This is a genomic window from Variovorax sp. V35, from assembly GCF_041154465.1.
In the GTDB taxonomy this organism is placed as follows: Bacteria; Pseudomonadota; Gammaproteobacteria; order Burkholderiales; family Burkholderiaceae_C; genus Variovorax; species Variovorax boronicumulans.
The window spans coordinates 3,133,887-3,150,713 of sequence record NZ_AP028666.1 but is presented as its reverse complement, the minus strand read 5'-3'; the positions used below and the strand labels follow the sequence as shown (position 1 = coordinate 3,150,713).

The following is a 16,827-nucleotide window of genomic DNA, read 5'->3' as shown; positions in this document are numbered from 1 at the left end:
CTACACCAAGGACGTCACGATATCGCGCACTGAGGGGACGCTGCCTGCAAGGCACCCGAGGCCGGCCCCACGCGCCATGGTGCAGATCGACAGCAGCGCCGCGAGCCCACCGCAAACTCTGTCAATGCGGTACTTCAGGGTTCATAAAGTCGACCAGTTGCCGCCACGCCCCGAACGGTCCTGCGATCGGGAACATCAAGCCGAGTGGCTCGAGCATGTAAAGCGGCCGTAGCTTCAACTCGCGCAGCAAACCGGCATCGAGGAGGGGCCGCACGAAGTTAAGCGGCAGGAACGACAGTAGGTTTTCTTGCTGCGAGAGCCACCACAACATGGCCGTTGAACGAGTGACGACCGGATAGGTGCGGATCGGGTGAGGCAGATTCGCGGTCAATTCGTCGAATCGCTCACGGGCGGCCGAACCCGTGGGGGCGAGTAGCCAGGTCTCGTCGGCGAGTTGCGGCCAGCCCAGGGAACGCTTGCGCGCCAGCGGATGGTCTGCGCGCGCCAAGACCGCGAAACGATCTTCGCGCACCGGCATGAACTGCCAGCCTTCCGGGATCACGGGAGGCCGTCGGCATGCCACGAGATCTGCCTCGCCACGTGCGATAGCCAGCAGTTGATCGTCCCCTTCGGCTTCCGAGAGGTGAACGGTGACATCCGGATGCCGTTGCGCGAAGCGAGGCAGCACGTTGAGCAGGAGCCCGTTCATCGCGCCGACCGAGGCGACGAGGCGGATGGCGCCGCCGATGCGTTGCCGTCGCGCGGTGACGACCTCGGCGCCGTCGGCGACGCCGATCAGCATGCGACGCGCAACGGGCAAGAGGTCTTCGCACGCCTGCGTGGGTCGCGCGCCGCGCGCATGCCGCTCGAAGAGCTGAACTTCCAGCAGCCGTTCCAGGTACGCGAGGCCCTGGGTCACCGACGACTGCGTCATGCCGATCGAGTCCGCCGCCCGCTGGAGGCTGCCCAGCTCTGCCACTTTCAAGAGGATCTGCACATGCCGAAACTTGCCGCGCGCGAGCAGGCGGTTGAAGAGGACGGACGCGTCATGGCTCAAGATATCGGAAAGTCTAATGGAAGAGCGTCATTTTTAATTTGTCGCCGATGGCTTGCTCAGGAATGATGGCAACTCCACAAACGGCGGGCAGCAAGCCACGCGACAGGAGACAAAACGTGAAAAAAAAATGGCCGCTGCTCGCGGTTGTCTGTTGCCTGCTCGGCGCCTTTTCGGCCCATGCGCAGGACGAGGTCTGGCCATCCAAGCCGATCCGGGTGATCGTGCCGACCCCGCCCGGCGGCGCCTACGACCGCACCATGCGACCGCTTTCGCAGGAGCTGGCGTCGTTGCTCAAGCAACCGGTGGTGATCGACAACAAGCCTGGTGCCGGCAACATCATCGGTGCCCAGGCGGGCGCCGCGGCCCCATCCGACGGCTACACGCTCACGATGACGGGCATGGTGAACACGATCGCCCAAGGCATGTACGACAACGTGCCCTTCAACATCGTCAATGACTTCACCCACGTCGCAATGATCGGCGGCGGCGCGCAATGGCTGGTGGTCAACAGCCAGTCCGGCATCGAGTCCTTCGCCGATCTGATCGCCCGCGCCAGACGCGAGCCGGGCGCGATCAACTACGCGAGCTCGGGCGCCGGCAGCACCGGCCATCTGTTGATGGAACTGCTGCAGAAGGCGACACAAACCTCGTTCGTGCACATCCCCTATAAGGGCGGCGCGCCGGCGCTGATGGATGTGCTGGGAGGCCAGGTCGCTGTCACCGTGATTCCGCCGAGCGGGTCGATGCAGTACATCCAGAGCGGCAAGCTCAGGGTGCTGGCGGTGTCCAGCCCGAAGCGCAGCCCCGAGCTCCCTCAAGTTCCGACTTTCGAGGAGCTGGGCTACAAGCAGCTGACGGTGATCTCCTGGGTGGGCCTGTCGGCACCGAGGAAGACGCGGCCCGAAGTCGTGCGCAAGGTCAACGAAGCAGTGCGCGAAGCGATGACGAGGCCGGAGCTGCAAAAGAAGCTCGACGCCGAAGGCATCACGCCGATGACGATGACGCCCGACGAGTTCACGCGCGTCGTCAAGAGCGATACCGAGCGCTGGGGTGCACTCACACGCAGCCTGCAACTCAAGGCCAACTGAAACCCAAGCCCATCCCTCATGCCTTTTGTCACATCGAACAAACGCGACATCTACTACGAGCGCCACGGCGCCGGCCCGGCGATCCTGTTCCTGCACGGAGCCGGATCGAACGCCGCCACCTGGTGGCAGCAATTGCCGGCCTTCACGCCGCAGTACACCTGTCTCACGATGGACATCCGCTGCTTCGGTCGTTCGGTGGCGCCGCCGGAGGAGTTCTCGCTGGAGCTCTTTGTCGGCGATGCCTTGGCGGTACTGGCGCGCGAAGGCATCGAGCGTGCGACGGTCGTCGGCCAATCGCTTGGCGGGATGATCGGGCTGCGGCTCGCGCTGCGCCATCCCGAGCGCGTCGCCGCGTTCGTCGCTTGCGACACGTCGCTGGCCATCGACCACCCGACGCTGGTCGACAGCATCGAGCGGCGCTTTAAGACAGTTTCCGCGGTAAGCATCGAGCAGCGCTCGCTGGGCGCCTGGTTCTTGAAGGCGCAGCCCGCGCTTGCAGCGCTTTACGCGCAGATCAACCACTTCAACCCGAGCGCTCACAGTATTGAGCCCGAAGCCTGGCGCGAGGCCGTACTGCGTCTGAACCAGCCCGAGAACCTGCTTGCCGTCGCTGAGATCGACCAGCTGGCTTGCCCGACGATGTTTCTCGTTGGCGCCGAAGACCCGATTGTTCCGCCGGCGGTCATGCGCGAACTCGGCCAGCGCCTGCCAGAAAGCGAGGTCGTTGTCGTCGAGGAGGCCGCGCATTCTGCGTACTTCGAGAAGCCGCTGGAGTTCAATCAGACGGTGTTCGACTTCTTGAGACGACGCGCCGACTCCTAGGTCTGCTGTGCAGCGACTTCTGAATCTCGGAGCTTGCCTCCATGCAAAAGCGCGCTCACGACCCGGCCCACGCTGGCGAGCAGCTCGGAGCTCTTCTCTCGCCTGTGCTCGAAAGCTCCGATACATTCTGTTGCCTTGCGCTCCGCAACCGCCCCTTGAAGACGCTGCTGAGACGTCCTATTTTTCTCCCGTTCCAAGTTGGTCGTAGAGAAATGGAGGACAAAGCCATGGCCATGGACATGCTCAAACAACTTGCCGGTTCCCCCTTGCCGGCGACCTTCCGGACCCGGGCGGAGATCGACCAGATCAAGCTGCTGCGGGCCGCCGGCCTCGTGATCGCGCTGACGCCCGCGCCGTCGGATCCCCTCACCCTCTCGGGCAGCCCCGACGCCGCCCAGGTGCTCGCCATCACCGAAAAAGGCCGCGCCGAACTCGAACGCATCCACTACCCCGTGGCCGCACAGGGCCCGTGGCGCGGTGCCGCGTCGCGGTGGCGCGCGAAGCTGCCCCACGCAATCCGCACCCGCCTGATGTAGGGAGGCCGCCATGCGTTCGAAGACGTCCAGCCGCATCCCCTACCGGGGCTTCAATATCGCGATCCAGGTCGACCGCGCCGGCGACCAGATCTTCGGCCACGCGGACTTGTTCGCCGACGACGAGTTCAAGGCCCGGCTCGCCGTCGGCACCCAGGGCCGCCGTACCAAGGAAGTCCGCGACCGGCTGAGACGCCTCGCAAAATCCAAGGTCGACGTGTGGGCGATCACGGGGTCCGCGCGGAGCGCTGCCGCGCCCGGCGATGCACGGCCGAGTCCGGGGTGATGCTCGGGTGAGCTACGGCCGGCGCGCAGCGCTGCTTAATTGAACAACTGGATTCCTTTGATTGGCGGTCGGCGCCGACCGTCCGCTGTTACCAGCGAGCACTTCCAGGAGCTGCTCAAGGAACCAAGTATTTCCTGCAGTATGAGCCGTGCGGGCGAGGTCTGGGGCAGCTCGGCCATGGAGAGCTTCTTCAGTTCACTGAAGACTAAGCGCACGGCCAGAAAGGTAACCGGGTCAGCGAGCAGGCTCGCGCCACCATGCCCGCTGTCGGGTCGGGGGCGGTCAGCAATCACGATGGAGCTGAACGGCGTCCGTCTGGACTGACGCTCCTTCGCGGGCGGCCGGCGAGCGCAAGCGCTGCACATTTGCCGCCCACGCGGGTTGACGCTCTCTTGAGGGCGCCCGCGGGCGCCCTCGCCTTACGACTCATCCGACCTCGACATTGATTCGCCGCGGCTTGGCATGCTCGGCCTTGGGGATACGCAGTTTCAACACGCCCTGCGCCAGCTCGGCGGACACCTTCTCGGTGTCCAGCTCCTTGCTGAGCGTGAAGACGCGGCGAAACCGGCCCAGGCCGACCTCGGTGTGGCTGGTCTTCAGGTCATCCGGCACGCTCAGGCCCGACTCCGCCTCGATGGTCAAGGTCTCCGCTTCGACATGAAGATTCAGCTTGTCGCGCGACACGCCGGGCAGATCGGCGTAGAGCGTGATGCCCCCGGCGTCTTCCACCACGTCGACAGGCGGTGTGAGGGCCGCGCCCTGATAGCGTGGCGCCTGCCCACGATCCATGGGTTCCGGCGCGCTGGGCGATGCGGTCTGTACGTCATTGCTCATGATGTTCACCTCCTTGTTTCACAGGACAGCGATGCGCCGCGGCTGTGCCGAGGCCCGGCGGCGGACCGTGATGCGCAGTACACCGTCGCGCAGCCGGGCCTCGACGGCCTCTGGATCGGCATCGTCCGGCAGAGTGAGGACGCGGCGAAACGGCCCCTCGAAGCGCTCGTTGATGTGCACGGCCGCCTTGGCCTGCGCATCGGGAAGCAGGCTCTTGCGCTCACCCGCGATGGTCATGAGACCACGCTCGAGGTTGATCTCCAGCGTGGCCGGGTCGACGCCGGGGGCGAACGCGAAGATCTCCAGCGCCTGCGGTGTGGCGCCCACGTTCAACGCGGGAAATCCGTTGCTGCCGTAACCGCGAATGGTGGGTGACAGATCGAACGCCTGCTGCATGTCCCGTTGCAGGCGATCCATCTCGGCCAGCATGTCGCGCGGGAAGAAAGATCGGTACATGGGAAACCTCCTGTCAAATCAATTGAACCTGAACAGAATCGAGCCGCCCCTCACTGGGGCAGGCCGTGCGTGCCCGTCGGCCGCGCAGCGCCATCGCTGTCCGCGCGGTGCCGTGCAAAGATCCTGGAGGGTCGCTGTCGCCAGCGCGCGGTGCGCGACTGCGGGTACGAGAATTTCGCCAACTCCTCGCGCCCCTTCTGCGTGATGGCCAGCACCTGGGCGGCCGAAGGGGAGCCAGACAGAGCGAGCGAGTTCGAGGGCGCGGGGATCAGGGCAACGACGAGCCCGGCGGCCCGAAGCACCCGCACCTGATCGATGTCCGCGGTGCGATAGAACGAGACAGGCAAGCGAGAGCCGGCAATTTGCTTGAGCAAGTTCATGGCCATTGAATACCTCCTTTTCGGTTGACCAATTTCCGACGCAAGCGAACATAGGAGCCTCCGAATCGATTTTCAAGAGGCGGTTTTCGACACCCGCGCGAGACGCAGGCCGACACGAAAAAAAGCCCGGCCGCACGCGACCGGGCTGAGGTTTACAGCAAGTCCGCGGTGGTGCCGCGGAGACAAAAATCTACCGCGCCGCGCCGACGCAGGCATGTCAGACAACTTCTGATTCTTGAACGCCAGCGCAATGGCCGGACCGACGCGCTAACGCGCCTGGGCGCGTCGATTCTGCAGGGCGTATTCGGGCAACATACCTCTCAAGTTGAAGGCATCCTAGACCGTGCCGTTGCGAGAGGGTCAAGCACTTTCCAGGGGCCGCGGTCGCTGCGTCAGCCGTTTTTCGACGGGCACCCTCTGCCTGCAGCAGGCTGCGCCAGGTGTGCGGACATCAAGAGCTTCGGCCCAACCCGGAAAACGAAAGCGGTTGCTGGCCGGAGACTGACATGCGTCGCGTCCAGCGCAGCTCATCCGATGCTGGCCGAGCGCGCAACGGCCATCTGCAAACAGCTTGAGCCGGCCCTTGACGTCACGCGGCGTCGCAGGGATTCCCATCGCCGGACCACGTCTGCTTCCGGGACGAAGGCCATCCGGCTGAAGTCGATCCTAAGGTGGTGGAAAGATGTGGAACCGTTTTCATTCGTTCGGCACTTCTTTCTCCTTCGTAATTTCCTTCGTTTTGGGAATTCAGGGTTATCACTGTAGAAACGTTTCCACGCCCACCGCAAACTGCAGTCATGACCGGTTCTGCATCGCCCTTTCTCGCACCCTCCACACGCTTGCCACTGCGGCCGCCCCCCTACGAACCCGAGGTGGCAGCAGCCGTGCAGAGCACCGCCTTCAAGGGCCTGTCACCCCTGAACCTTCGACTGGCGCTCGCGAATCACAGCAAGCTCGGCCCGGCCTTCCAGGCCATGGCACATGTGGTGCTGTTCCAGTGCGCGCTGCCCGAACGGGACCGCGAGATCGCGATCATCCGCACCGGCGCGCTCACGCGGTCCGAGTACGAATGGGGCATGCACATCAGCATCTACGCGGACAGGTGCGGCCTGGATGCCGCGCAGGTGCGCGAGCTCACCGGCAGTGCCGACTGGCATGCGCTGTCGCCAGGCCTGTGGAGCGACAGGGAACGCCTGATCGTGCGCATGGTGGATGAGCTGCACCACCACTGCACGGTGTCCGATCAGACCTGGCAGTCCCTTGGCGCGGGCTGGCCGCAGGAGCAGGTGATCGAGCTGATCTTCGCGTCGAGCTTCTATCACATGGCCGCGCTGTTCCTGAACAGCGCGGCCGTGCCGCTCGAGCCCGGTGCCGAGCGTTTCCCTGCCCCGCTTGCACAGGCGAAAGTGCCGGCATGAAGGCCAAGATCACCATCCGCGAAGTGGCCAAGGCCGCCGGCGTTGCGATTGGAACGGCCTCGCGGGCCCTGAACCGCAGCGGGCGCGTTAGCGAGCAGGCCATCGCAGCGGTCACCAAGGCGGCGCGCGAGCTCGGCTACACGCCGGATTCGGTGGCGCAGAGCATGCGCACCCGCTCGACAGGCGTGGTCGGGTTACTGGTGTCGGATCTGGCCAACCCCTTGTACGCGCGGATCATCACGGCGGTCGAATCGCGCCTGCTGGCGGCGGGCTATGCGCTGCTGGTGGCCAGCACCCACAACGACGACCAGCGCGAGAAAACCCTGATCGACCTGTTCCGGCGCCGGCGCGTGGACGGGCTCATCCTCGGTCCCTGCCAGGCCGAGACCCCGGCCTACCTCGACCAGCTGGCGGCGCACGGCCCGGTGATCGCGCTCGATCGCGACTTCCAGGGCAACAACGCGGGCGTGCACGTTGACCACTACCACGGCGCGCTTCAGGCCACGCGCTACCTGCTGAACCTCGGTCACACGCGCATCGCACTGCTGACGCCCGGCAGCGTGTTGCGTCCGGGTCGCGAGCGCATCATGGGCTACAGGGACGCCTATCTGGAGCGTGGTCTGCAGCCTGACCCCAAGCTGATCCGCGCCGAGAAGTCGGCGATGGACTTCGCCTTCAGCGAGGCCCTCTCGCTGCTGGGTTCCCCCACGGCGCCCACGGCCTTCCTGTGCCTGGGCACCCGCATCCTGTCGGGCGTGCTGCAGGCACTGCGTCACTCGGGCCGTTTGGCGCCCGATGACGTCAGTGTCGTCAGCATCGGCGACACCGACCTGTCGCAGCTTTTCAGTCCCGCCATCACCTCGCTGACCTGGGACCTGGAAGCGGTCGGCACCGCCGTGGCCGAGCTGCTGCTGCGGCGGCTGGACAGCACAGCCCCCCTTGAGCAGGAGCGCATCCTGCTCACCACCCAGATGGTGCTGCGCGAATCCTGCGGTCCGGTCGCCAAGGCACCCGCTGCCGTCCGCAAGAAAACGAGAGCGGCCTCATGACGCAGCGTCTCAAGGACAAGGTGGCCATCGTGGTCGGCGCCGGCTCCATCGGCACCGACATCAGCAACGGCGCCGCCTGCGCCGTCACCTTCGCCCGCGAAGGCGCGACGGTGATCTGCGTCGACCGGTCGCCCGAAGCTGCGGCGACGTCGGTGCGTCGCATTCATGACATCGGCGGCATCGCCGAGGCCTTCGAGGCCGATGTGCGCAGCAGCGAGCAGATCGAGCGGATGGTGAACCACTGCCTGGCACGCTTCGGCCGCATCGACGTGCTGCACCACAACGTCGGTATCGAGGAATTCGGCGAGCTGATCGAAGTGACGGAGGAGTCCTGGGACCGCGTGCACGCCATCAACCTCAAGGGCCCCATGCTCACGGCGCGCGCCGTGGTGCCTCACATGATCCGACAAGGCGGCGGCGCCATCATCAACGTCTCCTCCATCGCGAGCCGCAAGTGGAGCCCGATGCAGTTCCTGTCGTACAGCACCTCCAAGGCGGCACTGAACCACATGACGCGCGTCGTGGCGCGCCAGTACGCGCAGCACCAGGTGCGCTGCAACGTGATCGTGCCGGGCCTGATCGACACGCCGCATGCCGCGGCCCTTTTCAAGAGCGAACAAGAGGCGCAGGCCGGCCGACAGGCACGCAACGCGCGCTGCCCCATGGGCCGCCAGGGCTCGGCCTGGGACGTGGCCAACGCGGCGCTGTTCCTCGCCTCCGACGAATCGAGCTACGTGACGGGCCTGGAGCTTGTGGTCGACGGCGGACTGTCCCTGTAGACGGGTATTCGAGCATCAACGACAAGGAGACAACACCATGCGCAAACTGTGGATTGCCGCGCTCGCGGGCCTCGCATTCGCCGCCCATGCCCAGGCGCCCTCGGACTATCCGTCGCGGCCGATCCGCTTCGTCCTGATCTCGGCCGCAGGCAGTGGCGGCGACGCGCTCGGCCGGCTCCTGGCCGACAAGATGGCGCCCCTGGTCAAGGGCGTGTTCGTGATGGACAACAAGCCGGGCGCCAGCGGTGCCATTGCCACCGACTTCGTCGCCAAGGCGCCGGCCGACGGCTACACGATCGGACTGGGCGGCGCGACCACGCACGTGCTGCTGCCCGCGAGCAATCCCAAGCTCTCGTACGACTCGGTCAAGGACTTCGCACCCATCGGGCAGGTCGGCACCGCCTCTATCCTGCTTATCGCGACCAACGACTTCCCGGCAAACAACGCCAAGGAGCTCATTGCGCTGGCCAGGAAGTCGCCCGGCAGCGTGCAATACGCGAGCTGGGGCATCGCCTCGACCGGTCACTTTTGCGGGGAGCTCTTCAATCTGCGCACGCAGGCACAGATGAGCCACATCCCCTACAAATCGGTGGTGCAGAGCCAGACCGACATGCTGGGCGGCCACGTCAAGCTGGCCTACGTGGACATGGCATCGGGCTCGCCGATGGTCAAGTCCGGCAAGGTCAAGGCGATCACCGCCTGCACCTCGCGCTCGCCCAGTCTGCCCGACGTCTCGAGCTACGACGACGAAGGCATCGATTTCGCGGGCAAGCGCATGGGCGCGCTGCGCTGGGCGCTGTACGCACCCGCGGGCACCCCCAAGCCGATCGTCGCCAAGCTCTCCGCCGCGCTGAAGCAGGTCGTCGAGATGCCGGACGTGAAGGCGCGTCTTCTGGACCTGGGCATCACCGCCGCGTTCGTCGGTGGCGACGAACTGCGCGCCATGACCGCCGCAGACATCGAGGGCTGGCGGCAGATCGCCAAGGCCGCGAACATCAGCAATGAGTGACGCGGCCCTTCCCCTGCTGCAGGGCCGCGTGGCCTTGATCACCGGTGCGTCCCGTGCGCGCGGTATCGGCCTGGCGACCGCACGGCTGTTCGCCCGCCACGGTGCCCGGGTGGCGCTGCTCGACCTCGACGAAGGGCAGGCACAGGTCGCTGCCGAATCCCTCGGCGCCGAGCACATCGGCATCGGCTGCGATGTGCGCGATGCCGGCGCCTGCAAGGCGGCCGTGGCGCGCGTGCTGCAATGGGCGGGCCGCATCGACGTGCTGGTGAACAACGCTGCCATCACACAAAAACGCGGTGTGCTGGACGTGAGCGCCGAGGACTTCGAGCAGGTCGTGGGCATTACCCTTCGCGGCACCCTCCAAATGTCGCAGTGCGTGATCCCCACCATGATCGAACAACGCAGCGGCTCGATCATCTGCATCTCGTCGATGTCCGCGCAGCAAGGCGGTGGCGTGTTCGGCGGCAGCCACTACTGCGCCGCCAAGGCCGGCGTGCTGGGCCTCATGCGCGCCATGGCCAAGGAACTGGGCCCCCAAGGCATTCGCGCCAACGCCATCACGCCGGGCTTGATCATGACGGACTTCTCGCGCGGCGCGAACTCCGACGACAACAAGCACGCGCTGGGCAAGACCTTTCCACTGAGCCGTGTCGGCCAGCCCGAAGACATCGCGGGCGCGTGCCTGTACCTGGCAAGCGACCTGTCGTCCTTCGTGACCGGCGCAACGCTCGACGTCAACGGCGGCGCGTACATGCGCTGACCACGCCCCAAGGAGTCCATTCAATGAGCATGCTGTTCGGCGGCGCCCGCCAGGTCGGCTATGTCGTTCACGACATCGAGAAGGCGATGGCCCACTGGTCGCGCACGCTGGGCGTGGGCCCATGGTTCTACAAGGAAGAGGTCGGCACGACCGAGTTCAACTACTACGGCAAGCCGTCGCGCCTGCCTCGGCTGTCCATCGCGCTGGCCAACTCCGGCAACCTGCAGATCGAGCTGATCCAGCAGCGCGACGACGCCCCCTCGCTCTACCTCGATTCGCTGCGCCGCGGCGGCGAGGGCGCCCAGCACCTGGCCTACTGGAGCGACGATGGCTTCGACGACGCCGTGCGACACCTGCGCTCGACGGGTTACGTCGAGGGCCACAGTGGCCGCATGGGCATGCGCGGGCGCTTCGCCTACTTCGTGCATCCCGACCTGCCCAGCGGCATGTTCGAGATCTCCGAGATGGCCGGCGGCAAGGGCGAGTACTTCCGCGACATCCGGCACGCGGCCGAAGGATGGGACGGCAAGGACCCGATCCGCCGCATGGGCGCGAACGCCATCGCCCCGGTGCCATGACGGCTCCCGACCACCCCGTTCACCAACCAGCAGGAGATTCCGTGCAAACCACAACCCTTCAAGCGGCACGCATCAAGACGGTACGCGATCACATGGCGCTCGAGTGCACGCAGGAGTGGGATGCGGTGATCGACACCTTCGAGCATCCCCGCTACGAGATGCACGGCAGCGGCGTGGTGTTCGACGGCGAGGAAGAAGTGCGCGGCTATTTCCGCAGCTCGCGCACGCCCTTTCCCGACCTGGCCAACGAGATCATCGCCATCGCCGCCGACCAGGACACGGTACTGGTCGAGTTCTGGCTCAGCGGAACGCACCTCGGGCCGCTGCATGCCAACGACAAGGTGTTCGATGCCACAGGCCGGAAATTCCGGATCCGCCTGGCGGCAAGTTTCGAGTTCGCGCCAGGTTCCGACAAGATCGTGTGCGAGCGGCCCTACTCCGCACCCGATGCGAAGCTGCGCGCGCTCGGGTTGATCTGACGACCCTCTCGCGCTTCGCCTCGGCTGCGCGCGTCGAGAGGAGGCGGGAAGCCACCCAACCTCCTGCTCACTGGCTGTGCGCTATCGTCTTGGCGGCTTGCTCTCAACACCGAGTGATGTTTCTCCTGCGCTGCGCAGGCTCTCACAGCGGCCTGTCGCGCATCCGCTCAAGCTCGCCCCGGCCATGAGGCGTGATTCGCAGAACAACCGCTGGCAGGTCATGGGCTTCAGCCTCTTCTGGAAGGATCGCCTCGACAAGCCCCGCGGCAACCAGCACCGCGACGTTGCGGATGTCCATGGGGTCGGTCACGGTCAGCGGCAACGTTTCGTGTTCGACCTTCTTGAGGAAATCCATCGGCATGAAGCGCTCCCTTTCTCGAAGCGGCTCAGTTTAGGTCAAAGGACCTCCCTCAATCCCCGCAAGGCCCTTCTCTCTTCCATGAGCAGAACGGACTTCTCCCGCTCCTGGGGCTGAGCCCACAGTTCACGCACCGGAGAGCCTCAGCACATTGACGGCTTCCCGCAGCGACGCCGTCCTACGCCCACAAGCACCCACCCCTGAGATGTTGGGGACCCACCGACCAGGAGACCCCGATGACAGCCAAGCGCCATGAACCCGATGCATGCTCGCTACTCGACACCGATCACAAGAACGTCAAGAAGATGTTCGCCGCCTACGAGGAGCTTGCCAGCTCAAAAGCTGCCAGCGCCTCGGAGAAGAAGCGAGATCTTGCACTGCAGATCTGCATGGAGTTGACCGTTCACACGCAACTCGAAGAAGAGCTCCTCTATCCAGCAGTGCGCGAAGCCATCAAGGAAACTGAACTGCTCGACGAAGCCGAGGTTGAACATGCGAGCGCCAAAGACTTAATTGCGCAGATCCAGGATTCGACCGAAGTCGATGAGATGTTCGATGCGAAGGTGAAGGTCCTGGGCGAGTACATCGACCACCACGTCAAGGAAGAGCGCAACGAGATGTTCCCCAAAGCGCGCGCCGCGCGGGGACTCGACCTGGTTGCCATGCGCGAGCAACTCACCACTCGCAAAGAAGAATTGATGGCGGACATGGCAGTCACGGCCTAGACTGCCCCTAGGCCCCTTCCTGGAAGCGTTCCGCCGCCCCTTCGCAAAGACGCAGCCGTCAATGCTGGCCCTCACCAAGCCGCAACTTCGCAATTCCGCAGGAATGTTGCGCCCACCCGGTATCGCGATGAAGCTTCCGTACTTTGCATGCTCGTGCAACATCAAGCATCTGGAAAGTGTCCCGGGGCAGGCATGGCTTCGCCTGTTACCCCGGGTTCAGATGTATCGCTGCATGAACTGCGGGCAATCGCAAGTGTTTTCGCGGCGCTCCATCGATCGAGCCCTGGCCCTTCAAGATGCTCAACCAGTCAGCTCCAGAGAACTGGATGGGATGCGCCATCGTCCACCGCACTGATGCTCCGGGCGCGCCCAATGGGGCAGCGAGACCGAACGCCGGAGCCAATTCCGCGGTCAGGGGCTGAGTACGGGCACCAATTTCCACCCACGCTGGTTGGCCCTGAGCTCGAGGACCGTCCTCGCAAATTCGGCGGGTGGCTGGTTATCCGGTGGCACGTGGCCCGGCAGGCTCGCAGTCACAAACTTCTTGAACCGCGTGCGGTTGGGGGACGCCGCAGCGTCCTTCGAGATAGTGAACGGCCGAGCCGTGCAAGTCTGCAACCTTGGGGTCGCCAGTACCCCCCATTTTCGCTTCTATGCAGGGGCGCCGGTCCATGACACCGACGGCTTTGCACTCGGGTCAATCTGCGTCATCGACTTTCGTCCGCGGAAGCTGGATGGCAGCCAAAGACGCACCCCGCTGGAACTTGCTGCGATTGCTTCTGACGAAGTGAAGCTTCGAGAGCTGATGGCCAAGCTTTAGACGAAGCGAGCGCGCAACGGCCATCTCGCATTCAAGGGAATCACTGGGCCCGGCGCCCTCCCTCCCTGGCAGCTCGATCGATCACGTCGGCGACTGCCTTCGGCTGGGTCATGAATACCGCATGGCTTGCCTTGACCTCCTGAACCGTGGCGCCGATGCGCTTGGCCATCTTGTGCAACATCCGGACGTCGAAGGCCCTGTCCTCGGTCGCGATCACCGCCCAGCTTGGCTTGGTCCGCCATGCGGCGTGATTGAGCTTGGTCGCAAACACCGACATGTTTATCGGCACCTGCGAATCACGCAGGAACGCGGCGTCCGCATCGCTGGCATCGCCGGCGAAGCCGATCTTGAACTTCTCCCGATTGACGAATCCGAATCCGTCCGACTGCGTGTCGATCACGAAGTCGGGGGCCGTGAATCCCGCGTACTGTTCGCTTGTGGTCTCGCCGGCGTCGGGCGACAGCGCGGAGACATAGACAAGACCCACCACCTTCGGATGGATGCCCGCTTCGGTGATGACCGTGCCCCCCCACGAGTGACCCACGAGGATAGTAGGACCGTCCTGGCGCGCGAGCGCGCGCTGCGTCGCCGCCACGTCGTCGGCCAGAGACGTCAGCGGGTTCTGAACGATGGTGACCCGGTAGCCTCGGCCGATGAGCTCGTCATAGACGCCGCGCCAGCCCGAACCATCGGCAAAGGCGCCATGCACCAGCACGACGTTTTTCGCCTGCACCTGTTGGGCATGGGCGCCGCCACCGGGACCGACGATGCTGGCGGTTGTCGCAGCTGCGATCAAAAGCTTGCGAATCAGTGAGTTCATGGGATGTCCTGTGAGTGGATGGGAGAAGCGAAATGGTAGGAAAGAACGTGTTGAACAGGGTTGCGAATATCACGCCAAAGTTGAAGCTTTGCGCGCAAGAATTGCTGTTCTTCAAAACTGCGTTTCGTGACACGCTTCAGATGCGCAATAAAGCTGTCCGGTCCGAATGGCGCGCGGGAGGCGTTGCCACGCACGCAGTCCCTCGCCATCGCACGCGTGTGCAGCCAGCTGCTTTCGTACCGTGCCGGTGATGGCCGCGGCCTTGCCTAGACCGTCGGGACGGTCCCGCCATCGATCAGGTGTTCCGACCCTGAGATCGAGCCCGCCCGGGGTGACACAAGGAACGTGATCAAGTCGGCAACTTCCTGCGGCCTGGCCGGTCGACCCAGCGGAATGCCGCCGAGCGATTGCATGATGATCTGCTTGCCACCCTCGTAATCCGTGCCGGCCTGGTGGGCCAGGCGATCGGCCAGCGCCACCGACGCTTCGGTCTCGATCCATCCGGGCGACACGCGCAGCACGCGCACGCCCTTGGGCGTCACCTCTTTCGACAACGCCTTGCTGTAGGTGGACAAGGCCGCCTTGGCCGCCGCATACGCGGTCGTCGATTCCGGCAGTGGCAGCAGGCGCTGGATCGAGCTGACGTGGACGATGACGCCAGAGCCCTGCGCGAGCATGGCGGGCAGCAGCGCACGATCGAGCCGCACGGCCGGCATGAGGTTCTGGTTCAGTTCGGCGAACCACTGGGCATCGTCCAGGGCCGCGAAGCCGCCGCCCGGTGCGCTGGAGCCGCCGACCACATGCACCAGGATGTCGAGGCCGCCCCAATGCCCGAGCACCGAGTGCGCCACCTTGGCGGCGCCTTCAGCCGTCGCCAGATCGGCGGTCACATGGACCACGCCCCCGATGGGCCGCGCGGGCGCGGCGCGGGCCGTGGTCATCACCTGCACACCGGCGTCGCGCAGGCCTTGAACGACGGCGGCGCCAACGCCTTTGGTGCCGCCGGTGACCAGCGCGCGCTGGCCCTGGAGTTGAAGATCGAAGCTCATGCCGTGATCTCCAGCGACGCAATCAGGCCGCGTTCGAGGCGAAAGCGATATCGAAGATCGACCGGACTGCCGGGAAAATTGCCGGCCACGTGCGCCCGCACGACCTGGAACTCCCCCGCGTGGTCCAGCGCAAATGGCTCGACCGTGTACGCGTACTGCGTGGATGTCGCGCTCTTCCATTCCTGGATGGCGCGGCGGCCGGTGTGGGTGCGGCCCTCGTCCTTCACGATGGCTTGAGGCGTGAAACAGCGGGCCAGGGCCTCGGCGTTCTGCCGATCGGCCGCGAAGTAGGCGGCGATCGGAGCGGGAAGGATCAGGGTACTCATGGTGACGACTCCTTGGATGTGAAGACCTCAGGATGCGCGTCGATCATCAATAAGTGAATCGCCTAGAATCTTCACGAGCTATGTAGAAGAAAATACAGAATGCGCGGATCGGAGTTTGCCGAGCTCAAGGCCTTTGCTGCCGTGGTGGAACGCGCGAGCTTTGCCCGCGCCGCCGAGCATCTGGGGCTGTCTGCTTCGGCGCTGAGTCAGACCATCCGACAGCTGGAAACGCGGCTGGGTACGCGGCTGCTGAACCGCACGACCCGCAGCGTGGCCCCCACCGCTACCGGGGCGCAGTTGTACGGGCGCATCGCGCCGCTCTTCCGGGACATGGCCGATGCAGTGAATGAAGCCAGCGCGATGGCGGGTCAGACGCGCGGCACGCTGCGCATCAACACCCTCGGCATGGCCGCCTGGCAGGTGATCGGCCCCCGGCTGGGCCGGTTTCACCGGACGCACCCGGAAGTGACACTGGACATCGTGGTCGACAACGGCCTGAGCGACATCGTCGCCGGTCGCTTCGATGCGGGCATCCGCGTCGGGGGCAAGCTGGAGAAGGACATGATCGCGGTGCGCTTGACGCCGGACGTGAAGATGGTGGCCGTGGCATCCCCGGACTATCTGGAGCGTCGCGGCAAACCGCGGTCCCCCGCCGACCTGCACGGCCACGCCTGCATCAACTGGCGCCTGCAGGGCGACGGGAGTTCCTACCGCTGGGAGTTCGAAAAAAAGGGCAAGCGGATCGAAGTGGCGGTGGAAGGACCCTTGGTCACCAACCACTCGGACACTGGCGTCGCTGCGGCACTCCAAGGGCTGGGGATCGTCTATGCCTTCGATCGCGAACGCGTCGATGCACTGCTCGCCCAGGAGCGGCTGGTGGAGGTTCTCGCCGACTGGTCGATTGCAAGGCCTGGCCTGTTCCTGTACCACCCCAGCCGGCGCCACTTCCCTGCCGCACTGCGCGCCTTCATCGACTGCATGCTGGAGAAAGACCCCTGAGCGGACTTTCTCTTCCCGGCGATCGGACCGGGGGCCGGGCAGGCCCTGCCGGCGTCGCTCGATGGTGACTTCAATATTTCCGCGGATAGGAGCCGGGTAGCCGGAACTCCGCATGGCTCGCGAGCAGCTTGGCGATCTCCGGCTGCGAGGCGTGATCAACGTTCCGATCGTTCATCGGCGGACTTGATCAGACGTTCCCTAG

General features: G+C 65.1%; 22 protein-coding genes and 1 pseudogene. 15 read left to right on the top strand and 8 right to left on the bottom strand.

Annotation, left to right across the window (positions count from 1 at the left end):
• Window positions 1–121 precede the first annotated feature (121 nt).
• Entirely contained in the window at window positions 122–1,057 is a 936-nt protein-coding gene (locus tag ACAM42_RS14610) for a LysR family transcriptional regulator (protein WP_070059269.1), read from the bottom strand.
• Between the two features lie 116 nt (window positions 1,058–1,173).
• Here ACAM42_RS14610 and ACAM42_RS14605 point away from each other — a divergent pair, with 116 nt between their 5' ends.
• The 5 genes and pseudogenes from ACAM42_RS14605 to ACAM42_RS14585 all read left to right on the top strand — a co-directional run.
• On the top strand, window positions 1,174–2,145 hold the full coding sequence (locus ACAM42_RS14605) for a tripartite tricarboxylate transporter substrate binding protein (protein ID WP_070059270.1): 972 nt from the start codon (window positions 1,174–1,176) through the stop codon (window positions 2,143–2,145).
• Window positions 2,146–2,163: 18 nt separating this feature from the next.
• The gene (locus tag ACAM42_RS14600) at window positions 2,164–2,967 is read left to right on the top strand and encodes an alpha/beta fold hydrolase (protein WP_369632452.1); all 804 of its coding nucleotides are present in this window, start codon (window positions 2,164–2,166) and stop codon (window positions 2,965–2,967) included.
• A 227-nt stretch (window positions 2,968–3,194) separates the two neighbouring features.
• Window positions 3,195–3,503, top strand: coding sequence for a hypothetical protein (locus ACAM42_RS14595; RefSeq protein WP_139701812.1), 309 nt, complete (start codon window positions 3,195–3,197; stop codon window positions 3,501–3,503).
• Between the two features lie 10 nt (window positions 3,504–3,513).
• Window positions 3,514–3,786, top strand: a complete 273-nt coding sequence (locus ACAM42_RS14590) for a hypothetical protein (protein WP_095744407.1) — start codon at window positions 3,514–3,516, stop codon at window positions 3,784–3,786.
• Between the two features lie 90 nt (window positions 3,787–3,876).
• A pseudogene (locus ACAM42_RS14585) lies at window positions 3,877–4,014 on the top strand (IS3 family transposase); the annotation flags it as partial.
• A gap of 198 nt (window positions 4,015–4,212) precedes the next feature.
• Here ACAM42_RS14585 and ACAM42_RS14580 read toward each other — a convergent pair.
• From ACAM42_RS14580 to ACAM42_RS14570, 3 genes are all read right to left on the bottom strand, one after another.
• On the bottom strand, window positions 4,213–4,575 hold the full coding sequence (locus ACAM42_RS14580; RefSeq protein WP_070059545.1) for an Hsp20/alpha crystallin family protein: 363 nt from the start codon (window positions 4,573–4,575) through the stop codon (window positions 4,213–4,215).
• Window positions 4,576–4,638: 63 nt separating this feature from the next.
• The gene (locus tag ACAM42_RS14575; protein ID WP_062472360.1) at window positions 4,639–5,076 is read right to left on the bottom strand and encodes an Hsp20/alpha crystallin family protein; all 438 of its coding nucleotides are present in this window, start codon (window positions 5,074–5,076) and stop codon (window positions 4,639–4,641) included.
• A gap of 50 nt (window positions 5,077–5,126) precedes the next feature.
• A complete protein-coding gene (locus tag ACAM42_RS14570) occupies window positions 5,127–5,462 on the bottom strand; it encodes a hypothetical protein (protein ID WP_095744406.1) in 336 nt (111 codons plus the stop codon).
• 791 nt (window positions 5,463–6,253) lie between these two features.
• Here ACAM42_RS14570 and ACAM42_RS14565 point away from each other — a divergent pair.
• From ACAM42_RS14565 to ACAM42_RS14535, 7 genes are read left to right on the top strand one after another with little or no spacing between them, the layout of a single operon-like run.
• On the top strand, window positions 6,254–6,874 hold the full coding sequence (locus ACAM42_RS14565) for a carboxymuconolactone decarboxylase family protein (protein ID WP_062472365.1): 621 nt from the start codon (window positions 6,254–6,256) through the stop codon (window positions 6,872–6,874).
• Complete coding sequence (locus ACAM42_RS14560; RefSeq protein ID WP_070059276.1) at window positions 6,871–7,923, top strand: substrate-binding domain-containing protein; 1,053 nt, start codon at window positions 6,871–6,873, stop codon at window positions 7,921–7,923. The genes ACAM42_RS14565 and ACAM42_RS14560 overlap by 4 nt, the downstream gene beginning before the upstream one ends.
• Window positions 7,920–8,702 (top strand): SDR family NAD(P)-dependent oxidoreductase, encoded by a 783-nt coding sequence (locus ACAM42_RS14555; protein ID WP_070059277.1) that lies wholly within the window; start codon window positions 7,920–7,922, stop codon window positions 8,700–8,702. The genes ACAM42_RS14560 and ACAM42_RS14555 overlap by 4 nt, the downstream gene beginning before the upstream one ends.
• 37 nt (window positions 8,703–8,739) lie before the next feature.
• A complete protein-coding gene (locus tag ACAM42_RS14550) occupies window positions 8,740–9,711 on the top strand; it encodes a Bug family tripartite tricarboxylate transporter substrate binding protein (protein ID WP_369632451.1) in 972 nt (323 codons plus the stop codon).
• Window positions 9,704–10,471: an SDR family NAD(P)-dependent oxidoreductase gene (locus ACAM42_RS14545; RefSeq protein WP_095744403.1), complete on the top strand. Its 768-nt coding sequence runs from the start codon at window positions 9,704–9,706 to the stop codon at window positions 10,469–10,471. Before ACAM42_RS14550 ends, ACAM42_RS14545 begins: the two co-directional genes overlap by 8 nt.
• Window positions 10,472–10,494: 23 nt before the next feature.
• On the top strand, window positions 10,495–11,049 hold the full coding sequence (locus ACAM42_RS14540) for a VOC family protein (RefSeq protein WP_062472379.1): 555 nt from the start codon (window positions 10,495–10,497) through the stop codon (window positions 11,047–11,049).
• A 41-nt stretch (window positions 11,050–11,090) separates the two neighbouring features.
• Window positions 11,091–11,528 carry an ester cyclase gene (locus tag ACAM42_RS14535; RefSeq protein ID WP_235926634.1) on the top strand — a complete coding sequence of 146 codons (438 nt, stop codon included), beginning with the start codon at window positions 11,091–11,093 and terminating at the stop codon, window positions 11,526–11,528.
• A 142-nt stretch (window positions 11,529–11,670) separates the two neighbouring features.
• On the opposite strand, the gene ACAM42_RS14530 is transcribed toward ACAM42_RS14535, so the two are convergent.
• Window positions 11,671–11,889 carry a hypothetical protein gene (locus ACAM42_RS14530; protein ID WP_062472384.1) on the bottom strand — a complete coding sequence of 73 codons (219 nt, stop codon included), beginning with the start codon at window positions 11,887–11,889 and terminating at the stop codon, window positions 11,671–11,673.
• Between the two features lie 233 nt (window positions 11,890–12,122).
• Between ACAM42_RS14530 and ACAM42_RS14525 the strand changes: the two genes are divergently transcribed.
• Together ACAM42_RS14525 and ACAM42_RS14520 are read left to right on the top strand one after the other, a co-directional pair.
• Entirely contained in the window at window positions 12,123–12,611 is a 489-nt protein-coding gene (locus ACAM42_RS14525) for a hemerythrin domain-containing protein (protein WP_095744401.1), read from the top strand.
• A gap of 61 nt (window positions 12,612–12,672) precedes the next feature.
• The gene (locus ACAM42_RS14520; protein WP_369632450.1) at window positions 12,673–12,966 is read left to right on the top strand and encodes a hypothetical protein; all 294 of its coding nucleotides are present in this window, start codon (window positions 12,673–12,675) and stop codon (window positions 12,964–12,966) included.
• A 505-nt stretch (window positions 12,967–13,471) separates the two neighbouring features.
• Here ACAM42_RS14520 and ACAM42_RS14515 read toward each other — a convergent pair.
• From ACAM42_RS14515 to ACAM42_RS14505, 3 genes are all read right to left on the bottom strand, one after another.
• The gene (locus ACAM42_RS14515) at window positions 13,472–14,251 is read right to left on the bottom strand and encodes an alpha/beta fold hydrolase (protein ID WP_139701817.1); all 780 of its coding nucleotides are present in this window, start codon (window positions 14,249–14,251) and stop codon (window positions 13,472–13,474) included.
• A 266-nt stretch (window positions 14,252–14,517) separates the two neighbouring features.
• The gene (locus tag ACAM42_RS14510; RefSeq protein WP_062472393.1) at window positions 14,518–15,300 is read right to left on the bottom strand and encodes an SDR family oxidoreductase; all 783 of its coding nucleotides are present in this window, start codon (window positions 15,298–15,300) and stop codon (window positions 14,518–14,520) included.
• Window positions 15,297–15,626, bottom strand: coding sequence for a nuclear transport factor 2 family protein (locus ACAM42_RS14505; RefSeq protein ID WP_062472395.1), 330 nt, complete (start codon window positions 15,624–15,626; stop codon window positions 15,297–15,299). The genes ACAM42_RS14510 and ACAM42_RS14505 overlap by 4 nt, the downstream gene beginning before the upstream one ends.
• 99 nt (window positions 15,627–15,725) lie before the next feature.
• On the opposite strand from ACAM42_RS14505, the gene ACAM42_RS14500 reads away from it, so the two are divergent.
• Complete coding sequence (locus tag ACAM42_RS14500) at window positions 15,726–16,625, top strand: LysR family transcriptional regulator (protein WP_369632449.1); 900 nt, start codon at window positions 15,726–15,728, stop codon at window positions 16,623–16,625.
• Window positions 16,626–16,827: the final 202 nt, after the last annotated feature.